At 59.5% G+C, this 18,291-nt stretch carries 15 protein-coding genes and 1 pseudogene; 7 read left to right on the top strand and 9 right to left on the bottom strand.

The features are described from left to right. Window positions 1-99 (bottom strand): annotated as a pseudogene (locus H3V53_RS08085) (zinc-binding alcohol dehydrogenase); the annotation flags it as partial. 304 nt (window positions 100-403) lie between these two features. Between H3V53_RS08085 and aptA the strand changes: the two are divergent. From aptA to H3V53_RS08065, 4 genes are all read left to right on the top strand, one after another. Continuing rightward, entirely contained in the window at window positions 404-1,732 is a 1,329-nt protein-coding gene (gene aptA, locus H3V53_RS08080) for an omega-aminotransferase AptA (protein ID WP_336597507.1), read from the top strand. A gap of 319 nt (window positions 1,733-2,051) precedes the next feature. Next, on the top strand, window positions 2,052-3,128 hold the full coding sequence (locus tag H3V53_RS08075; RefSeq protein WP_473766654.1) for a porin: 1,077 nt from the start codon (window positions 2,052-2,054) through the stop codon (window positions 3,126-3,128). A gap of 197 nt (window positions 3,129-3,325) precedes the next feature. Continuing rightward, window positions 3,326-3,769, top strand: a complete 444-nt coding sequence (locus H3V53_RS08070) for a bacteriohemerythrin (RefSeq protein WP_336597506.1) — start codon at window positions 3,326-3,328, stop codon at window positions 3,767-3,769. Window positions 3,770-4,318: 549 nt separating this feature from the next. Further along, on the top strand, window positions 4,319-5,269 hold the full coding sequence (locus tag H3V53_RS08065) for a LysR substrate-binding domain-containing protein (protein WP_336597518.1): 951 nt from the start codon (window positions 4,319-4,321) through the stop codon (window positions 5,267-5,269). Window positions 5,270-5,371: 102 nt separating this feature from the next. Here H3V53_RS08065 and H3V53_RS08060 read toward each other — a convergent pair whose 3' ends face one another. From H3V53_RS08060 to H3V53_RS08040, 5 genes are all read right to left on the bottom strand, one after another. Then, complete coding sequence (locus tag H3V53_RS08060) at window positions 5,372-5,755, bottom strand: nuclear transport factor 2 family protein (RefSeq protein ID WP_336597505.1); 384 nt, start codon at window positions 5,753-5,755, stop codon at window positions 5,372-5,374. A gap of 8 nt (window positions 5,756-5,763) precedes the next feature. After that, window positions 5,764-6,702 carry an aldo/keto reductase gene (locus tag H3V53_RS08055; protein WP_336597504.1) on the bottom strand — a complete coding sequence of 313 codons (939 nt, stop codon included), beginning with the start codon at window positions 6,700-6,702 and terminating at the stop codon, window positions 5,764-5,766. A 190-nt stretch (window positions 6,703-6,892) separates the two neighbouring features. Beyond that, entirely contained in the window at window positions 6,893-8,470 is a 1,578-nt protein-coding gene (locus H3V53_RS08050; RefSeq protein WP_336597503.1) for an efflux transporter outer membrane subunit, read from the bottom strand. Beyond that, window positions 8,467-9,543, bottom strand: coding sequence for an HlyD family secretion protein (locus H3V53_RS08045; protein WP_336597502.1), 1,077 nt, complete (start codon window positions 9,541-9,543; stop codon window positions 8,467-8,469). Before H3V53_RS08045 ends, H3V53_RS08050 begins: the two co-directional genes overlap by 4 nt. Window positions 9,544-9,557: 14 nt before the next feature. Next, on the bottom strand, window positions 9,558-11,177 hold the full coding sequence (locus tag H3V53_RS08040) for an MFS transporter (protein WP_336597501.1): 1,620 nt from the start codon (window positions 11,175-11,177) through the stop codon (window positions 9,558-9,560). Window positions 11,178-11,554: 377 nt separating this feature from the next. Between H3V53_RS08040 and H3V53_RS08035 the strand changes: the two genes are divergently transcribed. Further along, window positions 11,555-11,755 carry a hypothetical protein gene (locus H3V53_RS08035; RefSeq protein WP_054921582.1) on the top strand — a complete coding sequence of 67 codons (201 nt, stop codon included), beginning with the start codon at window positions 11,555-11,557 and terminating at the stop codon, window positions 11,753-11,755. 53 nt (window positions 11,756-11,808) lie between these two features. On the opposite strand, the gene H3V53_RS08030 is transcribed toward H3V53_RS08035, so the two are convergent. Then, on the bottom strand, window positions 11,809-12,483 hold the full coding sequence (locus H3V53_RS08030) for an antibiotic biosynthesis monooxygenase family protein (protein ID WP_336597500.1): 675 nt from the start codon (window positions 12,481-12,483) through the stop codon (window positions 11,809-11,811). Window positions 12,484-12,751: 268 nt separating this feature from the next. On the opposite strand from H3V53_RS08030, the gene H3V53_RS08025 reads away from it, so the two are divergent. Next, the gene (locus tag H3V53_RS08025; RefSeq protein WP_336597517.1) at window positions 12,752-13,708 is read left to right on the top strand and encodes a LysR family transcriptional regulator; all 957 of its coding nucleotides are present in this window, start codon (window positions 12,752-12,754) and stop codon (window positions 13,706-13,708) included. On the opposite strand, the gene mug is transcribed toward H3V53_RS08025, so the two are convergent. After that, window positions 13,614-14,174 carry a G/U mismatch-specific DNA glycosylase gene (gene mug, locus H3V53_RS08020; protein ID WP_336597499.1) on the bottom strand — a complete coding sequence of 187 codons (561 nt, stop codon included), beginning with the start codon at window positions 14,172-14,174 and terminating at the stop codon, window positions 13,614-13,616. The two genes, H3V53_RS08025 and mug, sit on opposite strands and share 95 nt — an antisense overlap. 5 nt (window positions 14,175-14,179) lie before the next feature. Further along, the gene (locus H3V53_RS08015) at window positions 14,180-15,175 is read right to left on the bottom strand and encodes a DJ-1/PfpI family protein (RefSeq protein WP_054921588.1); all 996 of its coding nucleotides are present in this window, start codon (window positions 15,173-15,175) and stop codon (window positions 14,180-14,182) included. 294 nt (window positions 15,176-15,469) lie between these two features. On the opposite strand from H3V53_RS08015, the gene H3V53_RS08010 reads away from it, so the two are divergent. Further along, a complete protein-coding gene (locus H3V53_RS08010; protein ID WP_336597498.1) occupies window positions 15,470-18,262 on the top strand; it encodes a 2-oxoglutarate dehydrogenase E1 component in 2,793 nt (930 codons plus the stop codon). Window positions 18,263-18,291 lie beyond the last annotated feature (29 nt).

Below are 18,291 nucleotides of genomic sequence, written 5' to 3'. Positions count from 1 at the left end.
TTCGATCAGCACTTCACCCGCGCGCGGCCCTTCGAGGTCGACTTCTTCGATCGTCAACGGTGCGCCGGCCTTCCATGCGATTGCTGCTTTCGTTTTCATATGTCCTCAGCATGAACATTCAGGAACAGTGTGTAGAACATCATGATCCCACCAGCGAGCGGATGCGTAGCCTTCACATCCTGGTGGCGAGATTGCGGTGAGCTTTGGCTGGAAAATGGCGGGGCGCGTCGAACGCTCACGCCGATCTCGTACGAGCGGCACCGTCGGGCGCGACGAGCGTTCGATAACATCAATACAGTTGGGAGAAATTGGGCAATACGGCTTTTCTGAACGTTACCTTCTGTGCAGTGATTGCGGCGAGCGAAACCGATAGAGTCGGCTTCATCATCAAGGAGCCGCATCAATGAGCCAAAGCACAGTAGTCGCCGACCTGTCGAATCTCTGGATGCCCTTTACCGCCAATCGGCAATTCAAGAGCTCACCCCGCTTGTTCAAGGCCGCGAGAGGAATGTTCTATACCACTGTCGATGATCGTCAGGTGCTCGATGCGACGGCGGGATTGTGGTGTGTCAATGCGGGGCACGGACGTTCGGAAATCACGCAAGCCGTTGCCGCTCAACTCGACGTCATGGACTACGCCCCGTCATTTCAAATGGGGCACCCTCTCGCGTTCGAGGCCGCGACCAGAGTCGCCAGGTTCATGCCGAGTGGATTGGATCGCATCTTTTTCACGAACTCGGGCTCGGAGTCCGCGGATACAGCGCTCAAGATTGCACTCGCGTATCACCGTGCGCGTGGAGAAGGGCAGCGCACCCGATTCATAGGACGGGAGCGCGGTTATCACGGCGTTGGTTTTGGAGGTATATCGGTGGGCGGGATTGTCGCGAACCGCAAGGCATTTTCGGGCGGCCTGATTTCCCATATCGACCATCTTCCCCACACTCACAATCTGGCCGAGACGGCATTCACACGCGGTCAGCCTTCATGGGGCGGCCACCTTGCGGACGAACTCGAACGGCTCGTTGCGTTGCACGATGCATCGACGATAGCGGCCGTGATCGTCGAACCGCTCGCGGGATCGACCGGTGTACTCGTGCCGCCGAAAGGCTATCTCGAGCGTTTGCGGGAAATCTGCACGAAGCACGGCATTCTGCTGATATTCGACGAGGTCATTACTGCATTCGGGCGCCTCGGCGCGGCGACCGCGAGCGAGCGTTTCGGGGTAACACCGGACATTCTGACGATGGCCAAGGCTATCAACAATGCCGCGATCCCGATGGGCGCAGTGGCCGCGAGCCGGTCTGTCCACGACACGATCGTTGCCGCCGCAGCCGGGAATGCGATTGAGTTCTTTCACGGCTATACCTATTCGGCACATCCGGCAGCGGCAGCGGCAACCATTGCAGCGCTGGATCTATACAAGAGCGAAAGACTATTTGAGCGCTCCGCAGAACTTTCGGCCGCCTTTGAGGATGCCGCGCACGAATTACGCAATTCGCCTTACGTGAAGGACATCCGGAATCTGGGGCTCGTGGCGGGGATCGAACTCGAGTCGCGCCCCAATGCGATTGGTACGCGGGCCTACGATGTCTTCGTCAAGTGCTTCGAAGCGGGCGTGCTCGTCCGATGCACAGCGGATGTGCTGGCGTTTTCGCCGCCGCTGATCGTCAGCGGCGAACAAATCGATCAGATCTTCACGACGGTGCGCGATGCGCTTCGATGTGTCGCGTGATGTCGATGGCTTATCTACATCGCCAGGCATCTGGAGTTCACTACATCGATTAAGAGACACGTAGAAAACAACCAATCTCTCGCGGCACCTGATGAACGGGGATGGTGCTGACTTCTGGGCTGTCCGTCGCCGACGACGTGTAGTGGAGGCTCCGCCTCGGCGTACGCGCGCACATGACATCGAATTGCAGTAGACGTCCCACCGTGGACGCTAAAAGGCGATGCGCGCCCCGAAAGCACCCATGAGCTGCGTTACGCGGTCCATATGGACTAGCCAAAAAATAAGACACCCATTCCAATGTTCGTTCAAGGAGGCGACCGTGAGGAGTTACTTTCCGCTATGGTGCATCGCGATAGCGTGTCTTTGCACATTGCATTCAGCTGGAGCGCGCGCACAGAGCAATGTCACGCTATTCGGTGTTGTGGATGCCGGATTGCTCTATACGAGCAAAACACTTGATCCAAAAACGGGAGGCAACGCTGGAAAGCAATTCGCGTTAATCGACGGACAATCTTCCTTTTCCCAATTCGGTCTAAGCGGCACGGAGGATATCGGTGGGGGGTACAAGATAAAGTTCAGGCTGTTGAGCGGGATTAGCATCGCGAACGGCGGCTTTAACCACTGCAACGGGAACCTGTTCGGTTGTGAAGCGTGGATCGCGATCGAGGGCGATACGGGTCAACTCAAGGCGGGGCTGCAATACTCACCATTCTTCCTCGCCGTCTACGACACCGACCCGCGCAGCCTGTCGCTATTCGGAAGCTCGGGCGTTTTATTGGTGGACAATGTATTAGGCACCAGTGTCTTCAATGCGAATGCGATCAGCTATACCAGCCCGGTTGTCGCGGGCCTGCAAGGCAGTGTGATGTATGCGTTTGGCGGGATTGCGGGAAATTTTCAGGCCGGACGGCAGTACGCGGCCAGCCTGAAGTACACCATAGGCAAACTCACCATCAATGCTGCGTTTTACGACGGCAACGGAGGCGGCAATGTTCCTTCGCCGATTCCGACGACTGTCGCGTTCGTAGGGCGCTTGCTCGGCGTGGCATATCAGGCCGGTTCGATAACGGTGAAGGCGTCAGTTGTCAATTACAAGGTGGCGGGATCGTTCAACAACTACGTCTATGGGGGCGGACTGACGTGGCTCGTGATGCCGGACGTGGATGTCAACGGCGGCGTCTGGGTGACGAGCGACCGCAACCAGACGTCCAATCATTCGGTGCTGGCAGCTCTAGGTACCAACTACTTTCTGTCGAAGTCGACGACGCTCTATGCCCAGGTAGGTCTGGTGGACAATCATGGCGCGATGAATACGGGATTGTCGCTAAGTGGAGCACTTTTCGGCGTAAAAGGCACGACCGTGGGCGCTACCATCGGAATACGGCACTCGTTTTGACCGTCGTGAACACGTCACGACGCAAGGCACTGCACAGTTGGAGCGGGGCCGCGCCGTCGTGCATCTTCGTCCCGCAGGCAACCTCGATGGCCGGATCACGCTGATACAGACGCCCTGGTTCAGGGGCCATGGTCGGCGGCTTGCAATCGATGGCGTCGAGCGCATTTCTCCGCAGTCCGATGACAGGAAAATCGAGCATGACCGACAGCGCTTCCAACTTGCAGTGGGTTGATTCGTTTCTTTTAGGTCACGCTCCCATGGATGCTCTCCATGAGGAGTTCGTCGGCCTTATCGGTCGCCTGCAAGCGGCTGAACCTGAACAATTGGATGAACTTCTCGAACTCCTGGCAAAACATCTGCATCGGCACTTCGAACTCGAGAACGCCTGGATGATCGAGACCGATTTTCCTCCCAGAGCCTGTCATATCGACGAGCATGCGGCCGTGCTGAAATCTGTGGCTGATGTCCGGGAGCAACTTCGCGCAGGGAACGTCGACATTTGCCGCTACCTCGTCGACGAGCTTGCGAACTGGTTTCCTTCGCACGCGGATCATCTCGACTCGGCGTTGGCGCATTGGATGTCCAAGATTCGATTTGGGGGAAAACCGGTAATTCTCCGCCGAAGCTTGTCGCTCGAATGATGGTGCATTCGCTAACGGCTGTGCGTGTCGTTACGTTGGCGTCAGGGTTTTTATCGACGCGCTGAACCCAACACCGTATTGGTCGCGCCGCCAACACGATAGGACGTTGGCACATCGACGATATTTATAGATTGAGACGTGCGTCTATGTGCGATTGTTCTGCCCGGTTCTAATCTACGCCTGCAACGACCGTGTATTGGTTGACCAGGAGGCGTCAAATGGGCGAAAGATCTTTGTCTTTGCGTTCGCAAGTTGATAAGTGGTTTCATCCGGCCTCGCTCGTCAGTATCAAACGAACCCCAATACATTCGGGACGTGTGCTACGGTGCGTGCGTGTCGAATCGCGGGCGGAAAGGATCATTTTTTTCTTTAAACACGGAGACGGTGTTTGGCGGGTCTATCCGCCCGAACCGGGAGATTCGCCTGACCGGCCTTGCTATCAGATATCGATGTAATCAGGGCACGTACGCATTCAAGAATCAGTGGCGATGCTCAGCAACTGTGAAAGATGCACTGAAACAAGAAGCAAGCGTCACGTCATTTCTTAAGATGAGGATACATCAGCTCCGCTCTCTGGTCGCCATTGCAGATACAGGCAGTGTTCGCGGCGCCGCGCGCATGCTCAATGCTTCGCCTGCGGCAATCACGCAAAGTCTGCAGCAGATGGAGAAAGACCTGAAAATACAGCTAGTCGCTCGCGCGGCGTCAGGGGTCACGCTGACGGCAGACGGGCGCGCGCTGCTCGAGCATGCGCGTCTGATCGTCGGCCAACTCGCGCGAGCGCATCAGGCCATCGACGCAATGCGCGCAGAAACGGGTGGACGGCTCTCGATTGCGGTCACAGCATGGGTGGCGATGACGTTCCTGCCGGAAACCGTTGTCCGGTTCCGTCAGCGCATGGCGAATGTTCAATTGGAGTTCTTCGAGGGATTACTCGCCATTGCCAATCCGCGACTGCGCGATGGCAGTCTCGACATTTACATTGGGCGTCAAGCGCCCGGTAATACGACTTCGATGTTTACGCACAAGCCGCTCTTCTCCTCGACGCGCGCGATCGTGGCGCGCCGAGGTCATCCGCGCGCAGAAAGCCGCACGCTTGCAGAACTGCTCGATCTCGACTGGCTTGTTGCTTTGGACCCTGAGACAGAAGGTCTCGCGCCATACAAGATGTTCGCGCAGCACCAATTGCCTGTGCCCCGCAGCATTCATTATCTGCATTCGCTGACAGTCGCTGTCGCGTTACTGCAAAGAACGGACATGGTCAGCATATTTCCGTGGCCACTCGTCGAACTCTGTGCTTCGCGCGACTCGCTTTGCGCAATACCCGTGCGGGAGCAACTCGATGAGTCGACGGTCGGTATCATCACCAGGGCGGGTGAGCCATTGAGCGCTGCGGGCAGTTGTTTCATCGATTGCCTGGTCGAGAGCATCCGCGATGAAACGGGACCAGGAGCACGGGATCGAGACCGCGTAATGACTTCGGTCGAAATCCAGATCTAGGAAGAGTTCGAACCGGTGCTTTTGACAAATTGCAGGAAGCTCGCGAGTACCGAGAGCGTGTGTAGCCGACTGGCCGCATGGAATCTGGCGCAAGCAGCCGGTTCACTTGCGCGCCTCGACCCACTGCATCCGCCACTGCGGCGCGTCGAACGGCGCCGAAAAATACTGCGTCTCGCGCACGACCTTCCCGTTGGCGAACTCCATGATGCTGACGACGAGCGCAGCCTGTGTGTTGTAGTCGATCTCGTACTCCGTCACCCAGAGATTGCCGCTTCCCTGGATTCGACGCACTGCAAATCCCGAAGGCTTGTCTGGATGGTGGCCGCGTAAAGCCTGCAGGTTGTTTCGCCCGACGATCCGCTCACCCGACTGCGGATACTCGCAGACCACGCCATCTGCGTAGATATCATGCTCCGCATTCAGGTCACCTGCCGCCGAAGCACGCCAGTGCGCATCGAGCGCTTCACGTGTCTGTCCGTCGTCCATGAATCGCCTCACGCGGTCGTCGGCGGGATGAAACCCGGACTGCCCGTCTTCACGACTTCGTTGAACCGTTGCCGCGTCTCTATTGCGTTGATCTCATCGAAGGCGTCGGTAGGAAGCGCGGAAATGTCGAAATTCTCTCGGGCTCGCGCCGCCGTTTTAGGCGTGGTGAGCACGACCGTGCCGCGCTGCACGGCCCACGCGAGCAGCACTTGCGCGGGCGTTTTATTCACGCGGGCGGCAATTCGCGCAATGACAGGATCTTCAAGCGGCCCCGGCCTGATGCCATGTCCTAGCGGCGCGAATGCAGTGAAGACGATGCCCTTCTGATTGCAGTACGCCAGCAACGCCGTTTCCGGCAGATAGGGATGTGATTCGACCTGAATCGCCGCGGGCTTGATTTTCGCGGACTCGTACAGCGGCTGAAGCTCGCTTAGCGTGATGTCCGAGAGTCCGATCGCGCGGCATCGTCCACGCTCGACGAGTTCTTCCATCGCGTGCCACGTGTCGAGCAACGTCACGCCTTCGTCGTAAAGCACTTTGCCGTTTGCGTCACGCAGGTCCTGTTCGTCGCCCGCCTGAAACGCGAACGGCGTGTGAACGAGAGAAAGGTCCAGGTAGTCGAGGCCCAGCCTTTCAAGACTGCCGTCTAGCGCGGGGCCGACGCGCTCGGGCCGGTGGTTCGAATTCCACAGTTTGGTCGTCACGAAAATCGCATCTCGCGCAACCCCATGTGCCGACAATCCCGCCTTCAGCGCGGCACCTACCTCGCGCTCGTTTCGATAACGCTCGGCGCAGTCGAAGTGCCGGTAACCGGCTTCGATCGCGTCGCGCGTGGCACTCACTGTCGTCGCCGCGTCGGCGATCAGCGTTCCAAAACCAATGACGGGCATGTGCCCGCCGTCACGCAGCGTCACCGTCCCGCTGCGGAAATCATTCGACCCGATCATCGTGAAGCCTCCATGCGCACCGCGCCTTCACATGCTAGGACGGTCCGCTTGCGGTGTCATGGGAGGTGACCGTGCTCGCACTGTCGGCGACATTGAAACGCGCCTGCGAACCGCCCTTGAATGAATGCCGCTCAGGCTCAAAGAGATGTAGCCTCGACGACGCGATCACATTTCGCCCAGAAGCACGGGATCAGCGTTGTGCTGTCGACTGCGCACTTTCGTTGTCTTGATGCGTTGCTGGCGCACCATACGTCGATTCCCAGCCGCCCCCGAGTACCTTGCATAGTGTGACGAGATTGGCAGCGGCATCGGCGCCGCTCTGTTCGAGGTTGCTCTGTGCTTCGAGCAACTGTTTCTGGACATTCAGTACGTCCAGATAGTCGAGCGCACCGGCCTTGTATCGCTGCTGCGCAACAGAAAGCGCACGCAGATTCAGCTGTACGACCTCCTGGAGCTTTTTGTGCCGCTGTTGCTCCGCGTCGTAGGTAATGAGCGCATCGTCCACTTCGCGCCATGCATCGAGAACCGTCTTTTTGTAGACGATGGCGGCCTCCTGCTGTTGTGCCTCACGCAATTGAAGCGTGCCTTTGAGGCGTCCGCCTTCGAAAATCGGCAGTGTGATCGACGGCCCCACGACGAACTGACCGGATGCCCAATTGGCGAGACTTGAAAGCTGAAGGCTCTGGAAGCCTGCACTGCCGTTCAAGGTGATGCGCGGATAAAAGTCTGCCTTGGCCATGCCGATGGCCGCCGTGGCCGCATGCAGCTGCGCTTCGGCCCGGCGGATATCGGGCCTGCGCTGTGCCAGTTCGGATGGAAAGCCGATCGGCACCTGCGCCGGGAGTGCGGGCACATCCTGCGGTGCATCGAGGGTCTTGCGCAATGCTCCCGGTTCCAGCGCGAGCAATACGCCGATGGCGTTGATGGTTGTTTCCTGGCGCGATTCGAGCGTTGGAATAAGGCTTTCGATGGACGCAGCCTGTGCCGATGCATTCGCTACGTCGAGATCGGTCGTGACGCCGTTGCGCTTGCGCGCCTCGGTCAGCTTGGTCGTGTTGTTTGCCAGTTCGAGATTCTGTCGCGCGATCTGCAACAAGGCTTGTGTATCGCGCAGCTGGATATAGTCGCGCGCAAGCTCGGCGCGCACGGAGAGCAATACAGCATTGCGGTCCTCGTACGATGCATCGGTCAATGCAGAGGCCGCTTCGACGCCGCGCCGCACACGGCCCCAGATGTCGAGTTCCCATGAAGCGTCGAAGCCGAACTGATACAGGTTGTAGGCGGGCGAGCCTTTCGAGCCAGGCATCGCCGATACGCCGAGCGGCGCGCTGCCCGATGCCGATTGCGGATTCGAACTGGTCGGCGTCACGCCGAGCAGCGAAAGAATGCCGTTCTCGCTGCCGCGTTCGCGGTTATAGGAGGCCGCGCCATCGAGCGTCGGATATCGCGCCGCACCCGCAACGCGCAGTCCGGCGCGGCTTTGCAGCAGGCGCGCGGAAGCGGCGGCGACATCGAGATTGGCATCGGTCAACTGCTTCTCGAGCGAGTTCAACATCGGGTCGTTAAAGAGCGTCCACCAGTCCGGATTGAAATCGGCTTCGACGGGCTTGCTGGGCGACTGCGCCGTCTGATTGCGATCGAACACATTCGGCGTGGCAGATTTCGGCGGTTCGAAATTCGGCCCGACCAGACAGCCGCTCAGCGCCAGCGAAAGCACTGACGTCAGCATCAGTGCTGGCGCACGGCTGAGAAATTCACGCGTGTTCATTTTGCGTCCACTCCTGCTATCGCCGTTTCGGCGCGCTTGCCGACTGCCACTTCTGCTTCTACCGACAACCCCACGCTGAGCGCGGACGCGGCCTGCTGGTTCGGATCGATCCTGATCTTGACGGGCACGCGCTGGACGATCTTGGTGAAATTGCCCGTCGCGTTGTCGGGCGCAATCGGCGCGAAGCTCACGCCTGTTGCAGGCGCGAGGCTGTCGATGTGGCCTTTGATGACGATGCCGGGGAAACTGTCGACCTTGATGTTCACGCTTGCGCCAGGGCGCATGCGCGCGATCTGGTTTTCCTGGAAGTTCGCGACGACATAAGCATCCGCGAGCGGCACGATAGCGAGCAGCGGCGCGCCGGGCGTCACGAATGCGCCGACCCGCACGGAGCGCCGGCCGATTTTTCCGTCGACGGGTGCATGAATCTCGGTGTACGAGAGATTGAGCTTTGCCTGTTCGAGCGCGGCTTCGGCATGCGCCTGCGCGCCCGCCGCCTTGTCGCGCTGCGTACGTAACACATCGAGGTTCTGCGAAGTCGCAGACAACGCCGCTTGATCGTGCGCCTGCTGTGCAAGCTGCTCGGCGAGCGCGCTGGCGGCATGCTGTTGCTCCTGCGTCGTGCCGGCGCCCGACTGCGACAGATCCTGATAACGGGCCGCATTTTGACGTGCAAAGGCGATCGATGCTTCATCGGAACGCAGCGTGGCACGCGCCTGGTCGACGAGCGACGGATGTCGCGCGATCTCCGCATTGTAGTTCGCAACAGCGGCTTTTGCGGCCGTCACGTCGGCTTGAGCGCTGTGCAATGCCGCCTGAAAGTCGCGATCGTCGATGCGTACCATCAGTTGTCCGGCCTTCACCTGCTGGTTGTCGTCGACGAGGACTTCCGAGACCTGCCCGGCAACGCGCGGCGCGACCAGCGTGAAATCGGCGGCGACGTAGGCGTCGTTGGTGGATTCGATGCCGGGGCTGACGAAGAGCTTCGTGCTGCCCCATGCGGCGACGCCGAGCACGACGACAGCTGCGGCAATGCGAACCATTCTGGGCGAGGGACGGGTGACGGAAGACATGGCAATCAACGTGTTTAGCGAGGGGTGGATGGCGTAGTGCTCCACGGCGGATAGATGCGCACCGGCAGCACGGGAACGAGGAAAAGCACCGCAATGGCGATACAGGTCATCACGCGATAGAGGTCGGCGGAAGTGAGCACCACGGCCTGTTCGTGAATGCGTTGGGCAAGGCCGACATATCCGCGCGCGGTGTCGAAGCTCTGCGTGGCGATCAACGCGTTGTTGCCGAGATGATCGACCAGCATGCTCGAATGAAAATGCTCGCGCGCGGTGCCGAGACCTTCGATCAGCGCGGTCGACACAACCGCCGCGAAGCCTCTGAGCGAATTGAACATCGCGGAAGCAAAGGGGCCGTCGGTGGGCGGCAAGCCAGTGGTCACGCCCATCAGGATTGCGAGTATCACCATCGGTTGCGCGACGATCTGCAACGACTGCAACCAGTAAAAGTTGTCGCGAATCCACTCCGACGTCATGAAGCTGCCAAGGAAACAGGTGAGTGCGATCATCGATAGCCCCAGTGCCATCACCCAGCGCGAATCGACACGGCGAAGATTCAGCAACGCAGCCGTCAGGGGCAGCGTGACGAGCAGCGGAATGGCGACCAGCAGTGACAGAGGTGTCGTTTGAAGCGGCCGGTAATCGTGCACTCGCGCGAGGAATTGACCCGGAATAGCGGCCACACCAACGAGCAGCACGACGGCGCACACGAGCGTCGAAAGACCGTGGGTGAAATTTCTGCGTGACAGCATCTGCAGCTTGAAAAACGGCACTGGGTGATACCACTCGTTCACGAGAAACAATGCGAACAACAACGCGCCGCCACCGAGCATCGCGCAGATGAACGGGGAATTCAGCCAGTCAAGGCGATCGCCTTGCAACAGACCGATCACCAGCATCGCGACGGCGGGGAAACCCGTCAACAAACCAAACCAGTCGAACGCTTTGAACCGTTCAAGTTTGAGCGAGTCTTGCGGAAGACCGTACTGGATTGCAATGCCGGCGATCGCGCCGAACGGCAAAATCTGCCAGAACGCCATTTTCCAGCTCACGTACTCGGTCCATAGCGCGGCGAGCGGGGTTCCCACAGAAGGGCCGAAGGTTGCGGTGAGCGCGTAGCCTGCGAGGCCATAGAGCTTGATGTTCGGTGGCAGATAACGCAGCGCCACGATAATCAGCATCGGTGGAATACATCCCCCCGCGATGCCCTGTAGCATGCGCAGCAAATAGAACGTGGGCAGGTCGGGCGACAGTGGGCACAGGAAGCCGAACAGCATGGAGGCAATGAGTGCGCCGAGCGTGAACCGCTTCAACGTGAACGTGATGCCGAACCACGGCGCGAACACCATCGTTGCCACGTTGGTGGCTTCGAAGAGTGCCGTCAGCCAGCTGCCGTCGTCACGTCCTATCAATAGCGCGCCACGAATGTCGTTCATGGCTTGCGCGGTAACCTGCTCGTTCAGTATGGCGAGTAGCGACGCGAGCAGCATCCCGATCAGACCCGTGGCGAGGCGCAGCGAGAACGCCGGCTGCGCCTGCGGCGCGGGCGTCTGTGCAACGGGCGCCGGCGGCAACGGCGCGACGGGTTCTGCCGTCACCACCGCTTCGATCGTCTGGGTATCGACAGTCGTTTTCATAAAAGCACTCGGCAAATAGTCATCAACAATGCATCTAATGCAGGCAACGACGCATCCGCGTCACACCCGTATTTTTGCGGCGTCCTTACCGCTTGATGATGTGATGGATTCTAGAGCCGCGTCGGCTTTCGCGAAGCGGAAAGGACGGATCGTTTCAGGCCAATTCATTCGGGAATCTGGCCATCGCAGGAACTTTCATGGTTTTGATTGAACGCCTGGAAAAGGTCTTTTTACATGGGGTAAATCATCGGTTTTGAAAAAGACAGTTGTCCGGCGCGGATCGTCATTCGAGATGCTCGTCGATAGAATCAGTCTCAACGCCAGCGCTTCAGAGCGCTTGCCAGACGGCTGAATGGAACTGTTAATGGAGATGGGTGATGAAATTCTCAGTGAATGAAGCGATTCGTTCCGACGACGTATCGAGGATCGAACGTGCAATGAAAAGCGTCGACAGCGATGCGAAGGTCGATATCGATGTCAACGCGAATAGCGTGAGCGTCGATTCGTGGCTGATGCCGGAGGAGTTCTTTGTCGCGTTTCAGGACGAAGACTATAGCGTCAAGATCATCGAAGGTTAGGATAAGGGAAGCGGCCGGCGTCCAGCCGTATCGGTTGGAAACCGGCCGCCGCCTTAGGCCTTGGGCCGCGCCTCCGCAAAGTATTGCGGGGCTTCCCGACGATCGAACATGCCGTACTCGCGAATCACGCGAACATTCCGCAGGCGTGCACCCTCGGCTAACGTCATGCTCTGCGCGTACGTCTGAGCAGCAGCCAGGTCGCGCCATGTGAGCACGGCGATCACATCGCCCGGCACCATCAACGCATCGAAGATATCCCACGCGATCAGACCGGAGGCCGCCAGATCAAGATTGAGCGAGCTGGCCACGGCTTCTGCGCCCGCCTCCTTGACCCAGTCCGCCGCGCGTTGCGCATCGACCAGCATCACCGCCTTGCCGGCGCCCGATTCGGTTTCGTCGAGGCGTTGTTCGGTCAATGCGTAGCCTGCGGGAACGCGCGTGTCATCGACCGTCTGCCCGATACGCAGGCGGTAGTCGGCGAACACACGATCGCGGGCGGCCTGTTGGGTCTTGAAGTGTTTCGATTCGACGCGCCAGCGAATCAGCGACTTCTCATCGCGCCAGCTGGAGAGCGACAGGAGCCAGCCGGCGCGCGTGAGACTTGCGTAGCGATTGTTATCGATGAAGCCGTCGATCTTCTCCAGTTCCGGGCGCAGCATTTTCGCCATGCCGAGATAGGCATCGAATTGCTCGGGAATCGGATTAACTTCAAGCATTGCTGTGAACATGACACATCCTTTCGACAGATTAAGTGAGCGCTACCACTCGATAGGGGTTTCATTGTCGGAGAGGACGCGGATTTCCTGAAGCGTGTGGGAATAAAGTCTTGGGACATTCAGTATTCGATTTGCGCCACGCCGCCAGCGGGCCGGATAGATTGTGTCGGTTGCAGGCCAGAAGCGATGTTTCTGTGGCCAATCGGAGGAAAGTCGGATCGCGGCGCGAGAAGGACTCGTAGAATCGGCCCACAGCAGAAGCCGTAAGTCAGGAATCGAGATGGACAAATATCGTGAGATGGAGGTGTTCGTTGCCATCGTTGATCGTGGCAGTTTGACGGGCGCGTCGGACAAGCTCGGCATGTCGGCGCCGGCAGTCTCGCGGGCGCTGAACTCGCTGGAAGCGCGCGTGGGGGTGCAACTGCTGTCGCGCACGACCCGCTCCATCCGCCCGACCGATGCAGGCATGTTTTACCTCGATGCCTGCCGCCACGCGCTGGGGACGATTGCCAACGCAGAGGCAAATATCTGCGCCGATCAGAGCAAGCCGGTGGGCACGCTGACGGTTTCCGCGCCGGTCCTGTTTGGTCAGCGCTTTATCGCGCCGCTGCTCAACGCCTATGCGAATTTGTACCCGGAGGTCAGCGTGAATGTCGTGTATGCCGACAGGCCGACGCGGCTGATCGACGAAGGCGTTGATATAGCGATACGTATTGGTCTGCTTGGCGATTCTTCCATCTTCGCTGTTCCGCTCGGCTTCGTGCGTCGCCGTACCTACGCGGCGCCGGGCTATCTCAACTTGTGGGGCGAGCCTGTGCATCCGAAAGATCTCGCCGGGCATCATTGCGTGTCCTATACGGGCGTGACCCATCCGCTGGAGTGGATGTACTGCGAGAACGGTTCGAGGCTAGCCGTGCGTGTGCGTCCACGGATGACTGTCGATCTGGCGCCCGCAGCCGTGATGGCGGCCGTTGATCGCGTGGGTATCACGCAATTGCTTTCGTATCAGGCGGCGCCCGAAGTATTGAATGGAAGTCTTCAGCCTGTCCTGACGGCATTCGAGCCGCAATCGATTCCTGTCAATCTGCTGCACGTCGAGCGGCGCGGCAAGAGCATCAAGGTCCGCTCGTTCGTCGAGTTCGTTACGGAGACGTTGCGCAGGAACGCGCAGCTTCAGTTTCCCGAACCGCGGCAACATAAAGCGCCCGATAGGCATCAACCAGCTCATCAAGACTGAAGCCGCGATTCAATCCGCTGGGGTTCGGCAGGACCCAGACTCGAGCGCCACCGAAGGCTGTTGTTTGAAGTCCCCATTGGATATCACGTGATCCCGTCATTGCGGATATCGCCATTTTCCCGAGAAACGCGCAGTAGCGCGGCGCATAGCATGCGATCTTTTTCTCGAATCCGGCTGCTGCGGCTTCAATTTCCGTTCGCGATAACCCGTCGGCGCGCGCTGTCGGACGCGCGACGGCAGCTGTTAGACCGCAGCCGTATGGCAGCAGCATGCGGTCATTGTCGGGAGATAGAACTTCGGGCGTAAAGCCTGCCAGATGAAGCACCCGCCAGAACCGGTTGCCGCGGCCCGCGAAGTGATGGCCCGTCGCCGCGGCACGAAGACCGGGATTGATGCCGCAAAACACCACCGATAACCCGGCTTCGAGAATGTCAGGAAGTCCTCGGTCTGATTCGGAGTCGTTCATTTGCTTCATTCCGTCAACGTGTCGAGAACCAATCGGGTTTCGGCTGCATCGCCGCGAAACCGCTGACGATACTGTTTCGGCGTGACATTGAGGCGCCGTGCAAACGTGGTCCGCATGTGCGTCGCGCTATGGAATCCGCAGTTGAATGCGACCGTCTTGAGTGGTGCGTCCGACTCTTCGAGCAGTTTTCTTGCCGTATCCACGCGCACCTGTTCGACGAATGCCGATGGCGTCACCTTCGCATACTTCGCGAACAGCCTGGAGAAGGTACGCCGGCTGACGGACACCGCGCTTGCAAGTTGCTCGATCGACAGGACGTCGGTGATGTGGTCGACCACGTAGCGATGCACTTTGCCGATGATCGGATCGTCGTCTTTGCGCACGCCGACATAGGGGCTGTACTGCGATTGCCCGCCTTCGCGCTGAATATAAACGACCAGCCGCTTGGCGACGCGTACGGCGAGTTCGTGTCCCCAGTCTTCGGCAACGAGCGACAGGCACAGATCGATACCTGCCGTGACACCCGCCGACGTAAACAACCGGCCATCGCGAATGAAAATGCGGTCGGATTGGACGCAAACATGCGGAAAGGTATCGGCGAGGCGAGGGGCGTCTTCCCAGTGCGTGGTGACTTCCCTGTTATCGAGCAGCCCAGCATGCGCGAGCACAAAAGCGCCATTGCACACGGAGCCGAAGCGGGACGCGTCGTTTGCCTGACGCCTTAGCCAGGCGAGAAACTCGGCTGGCGGCTGAAAATCGGGCAGGCGCGGACCGCCCGCAATCAGCAGCAGGTCGAACTGCGTGTCGACTTCGTCATAGGAGAAGGGCACGGCGAGTTGCATGCCGTTCGAACAGGACACCGTGCCCCGTTGAAATCCGACGAGGGATACCTCGTAGCGCTGTTGCGCGTCGAGCGACGCATTGGCCTCGGCAAACACATCCAGAGGGCCCGCGACATCCAGGGCTTGCACACCATCAAAGATAACAATGGCGACTTTCATCTCGTGACCTTGATCGATTGTAACCTGCGGCCTGCGCGAAATCCTAGGGCGCGCAGCCGATCAGAATAACGCAACTACAGTACTCCGACTGTGGCGTGACGGGCAAATAACGTACGCATTTGTGCCCGTGCTGCAAGCCTCCGCCGCGCTGAATACGCTGACCCGAATCGCGCATCGTTTGGCCCAGGATCGCGCTACCTGGTTGTTTCCGCTCGCGGATCGACTCAATAGACTTGGTTACATGAACGCGCCGGATGTGACCCACGCGTACCCGCTTTGAAGGACAGCATCATCATGTTGCAAGAACGCGAAACTTCCTTTCTGTTCGGGGGCAATGCCCCTTACGTCGAAGAGCAGTACGAGCTGTATCTGGTCGATCCCAGCTCCGTTTCTGACGAGTGGCGAAACTGGTTCGACGCGCTCAGCGCGACGCCTGCGATCGACGGCAGCAATCGCGGCGACGAGCCGCACTCGCCTGTCATTTCGAGTTTCGTCGAGTTTGCGCGGCGCCCACCTGCCGCACGCCCGATAATCGATAGCGATCTCGGGCTGGCCAGAAAGCAGGTCTGCGTGCAGTCGCTGATCGCGGCCTACCGGACAATCGGTACGCGCACGGCAAACCTCGATCCGCTGAGCTGGGACCCGCCGCGGCCCTACGCCGAATTGACACCCGCGTATTACGGTTTATCGGCAACCGATATGTCGACACGGTTTAGCACGGCTGACACATTCTTTTTCGACGACGACGCGGCGCTGCAGGATATCGTCACGGCGCTTGAAGAAACGTACACAGGCACGCTTGGCGCCGAATTCATGCACCTGAGCAATGCGGGGGAGCGGCGCTGGTGGCAGATGCGCCTTGAGTCCACGCGCGCGAAGCCGGCGTTTTCGGCCGACGAGAAGAAGCACATTCTCGATCGGTTGACAGCAGCTGAAACGCTGGAGAGGTATCTGCATACCCGCTATGTGGGGCAAAAGCGTTTCTCGCTGGAAGGTGGCGAGTCGTTGATCGTGCTGCTGGACGAACTCGTCCGCTACGGTGCATCGAAGAAGCTGCAATCGGTGGTAATGGGCATGGCACACCGTGGGCGGCTCAATGTGCTTGTCAACATCGCGGGCAAGCCGCTGCATGCGCTATTCGACGAATTCGAAGGCAAGGCAGCCGATAAGCTGCCGGCCGGCGATGTCAAATATCACAAGGGCTTTCGGAGCGTGACGCAAACCAGCAACGGCCCGGTGGAAGTCGTGCTCGCTTTCAATCCGTCACATCTGGAAATCGTCAATCCCGTCGTACAAGGCATGGCGCGCGCAAAGAGCGACACGTTGCGACTGGCCAATCATGAGCAGGTTCTGCCCGTGGAAATTCACGGCGACGCGGCCATGTCCGGGCAAGGCGTCGTGATGGAGACGTTGAGTCTGTCATACACGCGCGGCCACGGAACGGGCGGCACTGTGCATGTTGTCGTCAATAACCAGATTGGCTTCACGACTTCGGACCCGCGCGATACGCGTTCGTCGTTCTATACGACCGACGTGGCCAAGATGATCGAGGCGCCGATTCTCCACGTGAACGGCGACGATCCCGAAGCGGTCGCGATGGCCGTGCAGCTCGCACTCGACTATCGGACCCAGTTTCACCGCAGTGTCGTGATTGATCTGATCTGTTTTCGCAGGCATGGTCACCAGGAGCAGGACACGCCCGCGATCACGCAGCCGCTGATGTATCGCGCGATCGCCAGTCATCCCGGCGTCCGCGCGCTTTACGCACGGAAACTGATTGAACAGGGTGTGCTGACCGAACGTGATGTAGAGGCAAGCGTCAAGGCGTGCCGGGAGCGGCTGGCAAGCGCGCACAAGGAAGCGATTGCCGAGGATGCGGCCACCTTCGATCATACGTCCGCGCGGTACAGACCGCCTTCGTCGGAACAACTGCGCACGTTGGCAGCGGACATCACGAAGCTTCCCGATGGCTACGGCCTGCATCCTTTAGTCGGCAAAATGCTCGCCGCGCGCCGCGAAATGGCAGAGGGCACGAAGCCGCTCGACTGGGGCATGGGCGAGCACCTCGCGTTCGCATCGTTGCTGGAGAGGGGCGTGGATGTGCGTTTGAGCGGACAGGACAGCGCACGCGGTACGTTCAATCACCGGCACGCTGTTTTGCATGACCAGAAACGTACGGGCCGAACGGACGGCGTTTATATTCCGCTGGAACATGTCGGCAGTAGGCAAGGCCGCTTCACGGTGACCAATTCAATTCTCTCTGAAGCCGCAGTGATGGCCTTCGAGTACGGTTACTCGACGGTCAACACCAACGCGCTGGTCATATGGGAAGCGCAATTCGGCGACTTTGCGAACGGCGCGCAGGTGGTGATCGATCAGTTCATCGCCGCGGGTGCGGCGAAGTGGGGACAGCGCAGCGGCCTGACGCTGTTTTTGCCACACGGGCAGGAGGGGGCCGGACCGGAGCATGCGTCCGCACGTCTCGAACGCTTTCTGCAACTCGGCGCCCACGACAATATGCGCGTGGTCCAGCCGACCACGCCCGCTCAGCTGTTTCATCTGCTCAGAATGCAGGCGCTCTCATTCGATCGGCGTCCTCTGATTGTGATGACGCCCAAGTCGCTGTTGCGCCATGCGGAAGCCGTCAGCACGCTGGATGAACTGGCCACCGGCGCGTTCAATGAAGTTCTGATCGAACAGAGGAGCGACCCGCTGCGGGATTCCACGGTTGAGCGCGTCATCGTGGCCTCAGGCAAGGTTTATTTCGAACTGCTCGAACATCGCCGCACGGCAGGCATTACCGATGTACCGATCGTTCGCGTCGAACAGCTTTATCCGTTCCCTTTGCAGCATCTCGCCGCAGAACTGGCGCGTTATCCGAATCTGAAGACGGTGGTTTGGTGTCAGGAGGAAGCGCACAACCAGGGGGCGTGGAGTTTCGTGCAGCCGCGCTTGGGTGACATCGCACCCGATGGTACGGAGCTGCGTTATGCGGGGCCTCTCGAGTCCGCATCGACGGCGCCGGGGTCGCACGCGACGCATGTGGCGATTCAGGCGGCCGTGGTGGCGAGCGCCTTTTCGCATTAGCGGCGTTCGAATGCACCGACGCAAAACAG

The sequence above is a fragment of the Paraburkholderia bengalensis genome (genome assembly GCF_037126505.1).
Classification (GTDB): domain Bacteria; phylum Pseudomonadota; class Gammaproteobacteria; order Burkholderiales; family Burkholderiaceae; genus Paraburkholderia; species Paraburkholderia bengalensis.
This window is presented reverse-complemented; position numbering and strand designations above follow the sequence as displayed.

Bases quoted from the DNA above. Each gene is read 5' to 3' on its own strand.
- aptA (WP_336597507.1), top strand. From the start codon at position 404: ATGAGCCAAAGCACAGTAGTCGCCGACCTGTCGAATCTCTGGATGCCC.
- H3V53_RS08070 (WP_336597506.1), top strand. From the start codon at position 3,326: ATGACCGACAGCGCTTCCAACTTGCAGTGGGTTGATTCGTTTCTTTTA.
- H3V53_RS08065 (WP_336597518.1), top strand. From the start codon at position 4,319: ATGAGGATACATCAGCTCCGCTCTCTGGTCGCCATTGCAGATACAGGC.
- H3V53_RS08060 (WP_336597505.1), bottom strand. From the start codon at position 5,755: ATGGACGACGGACAGACACGTGAAGCGCTCGATGCGCACTGGCGTGCT.
- H3V53_RS08055 (WP_336597504.1), bottom strand. From the start codon at position 6,702: ATGATCGGGTCGAATGATTTCCGCAGCGGGACGGTGACGCTGCGTGAC.
- H3V53_RS08050 (WP_336597503.1), bottom strand. From the start codon at position 8,470: ATGAACACGCGTGAATTTCTCAGCCGTGCGCCAGCACTGATGCTGACG.
- H3V53_RS08045 (WP_336597502.1), bottom strand. From the start codon at position 9,543: ATGTCTTCCGTCACCCGTCCCTCGCCCAGAATGGTTCGCATTGCCGCA.
- H3V53_RS08040 (WP_336597501.1), bottom strand. From the start codon at position 11,177: ATGAAAACGACTGTCGATACCCAGACGATCGAAGCGGTGGTGACGGCA.
- H3V53_RS08035 (WP_054921582.1), top strand. From the start codon at position 11,555: ATGAAATTCTCAGTGAATGAAGCGATTCGTTCCGACGACGTATCGAGG.
- H3V53_RS08030 (WP_336597500.1), bottom strand. From the start codon at position 12,483: ATGTTCACAGCAATGCTTGAAGTTAATCCGATTCCCGAGCAATTCGAT.
- H3V53_RS08025 (WP_336597517.1), top strand. From the start codon at position 12,752: ATGGACAAATATCGTGAGATGGAGGTGTTCGTTGCCATCGTTGATCGT.
- mug (WP_336597499.1), bottom strand. From the start codon at position 14,174: ATGAACGACTCCGAATCAGACCGAGGACTTCCTGACATTCTCGAAGCC.
- H3V53_RS08015 (WP_054921588.1), bottom strand. From the start codon at position 15,175: ATGAAAGTCGCCATTGTTATCTTTGATGGTGTGCAAGCCCTGGATGTC.
- H3V53_RS08010 (WP_336597498.1), top strand. From the start codon at position 15,470: ATGTTGCAAGAACGCGAAACTTCCTTTCTGTTCGGGGGCAATGCCCCT.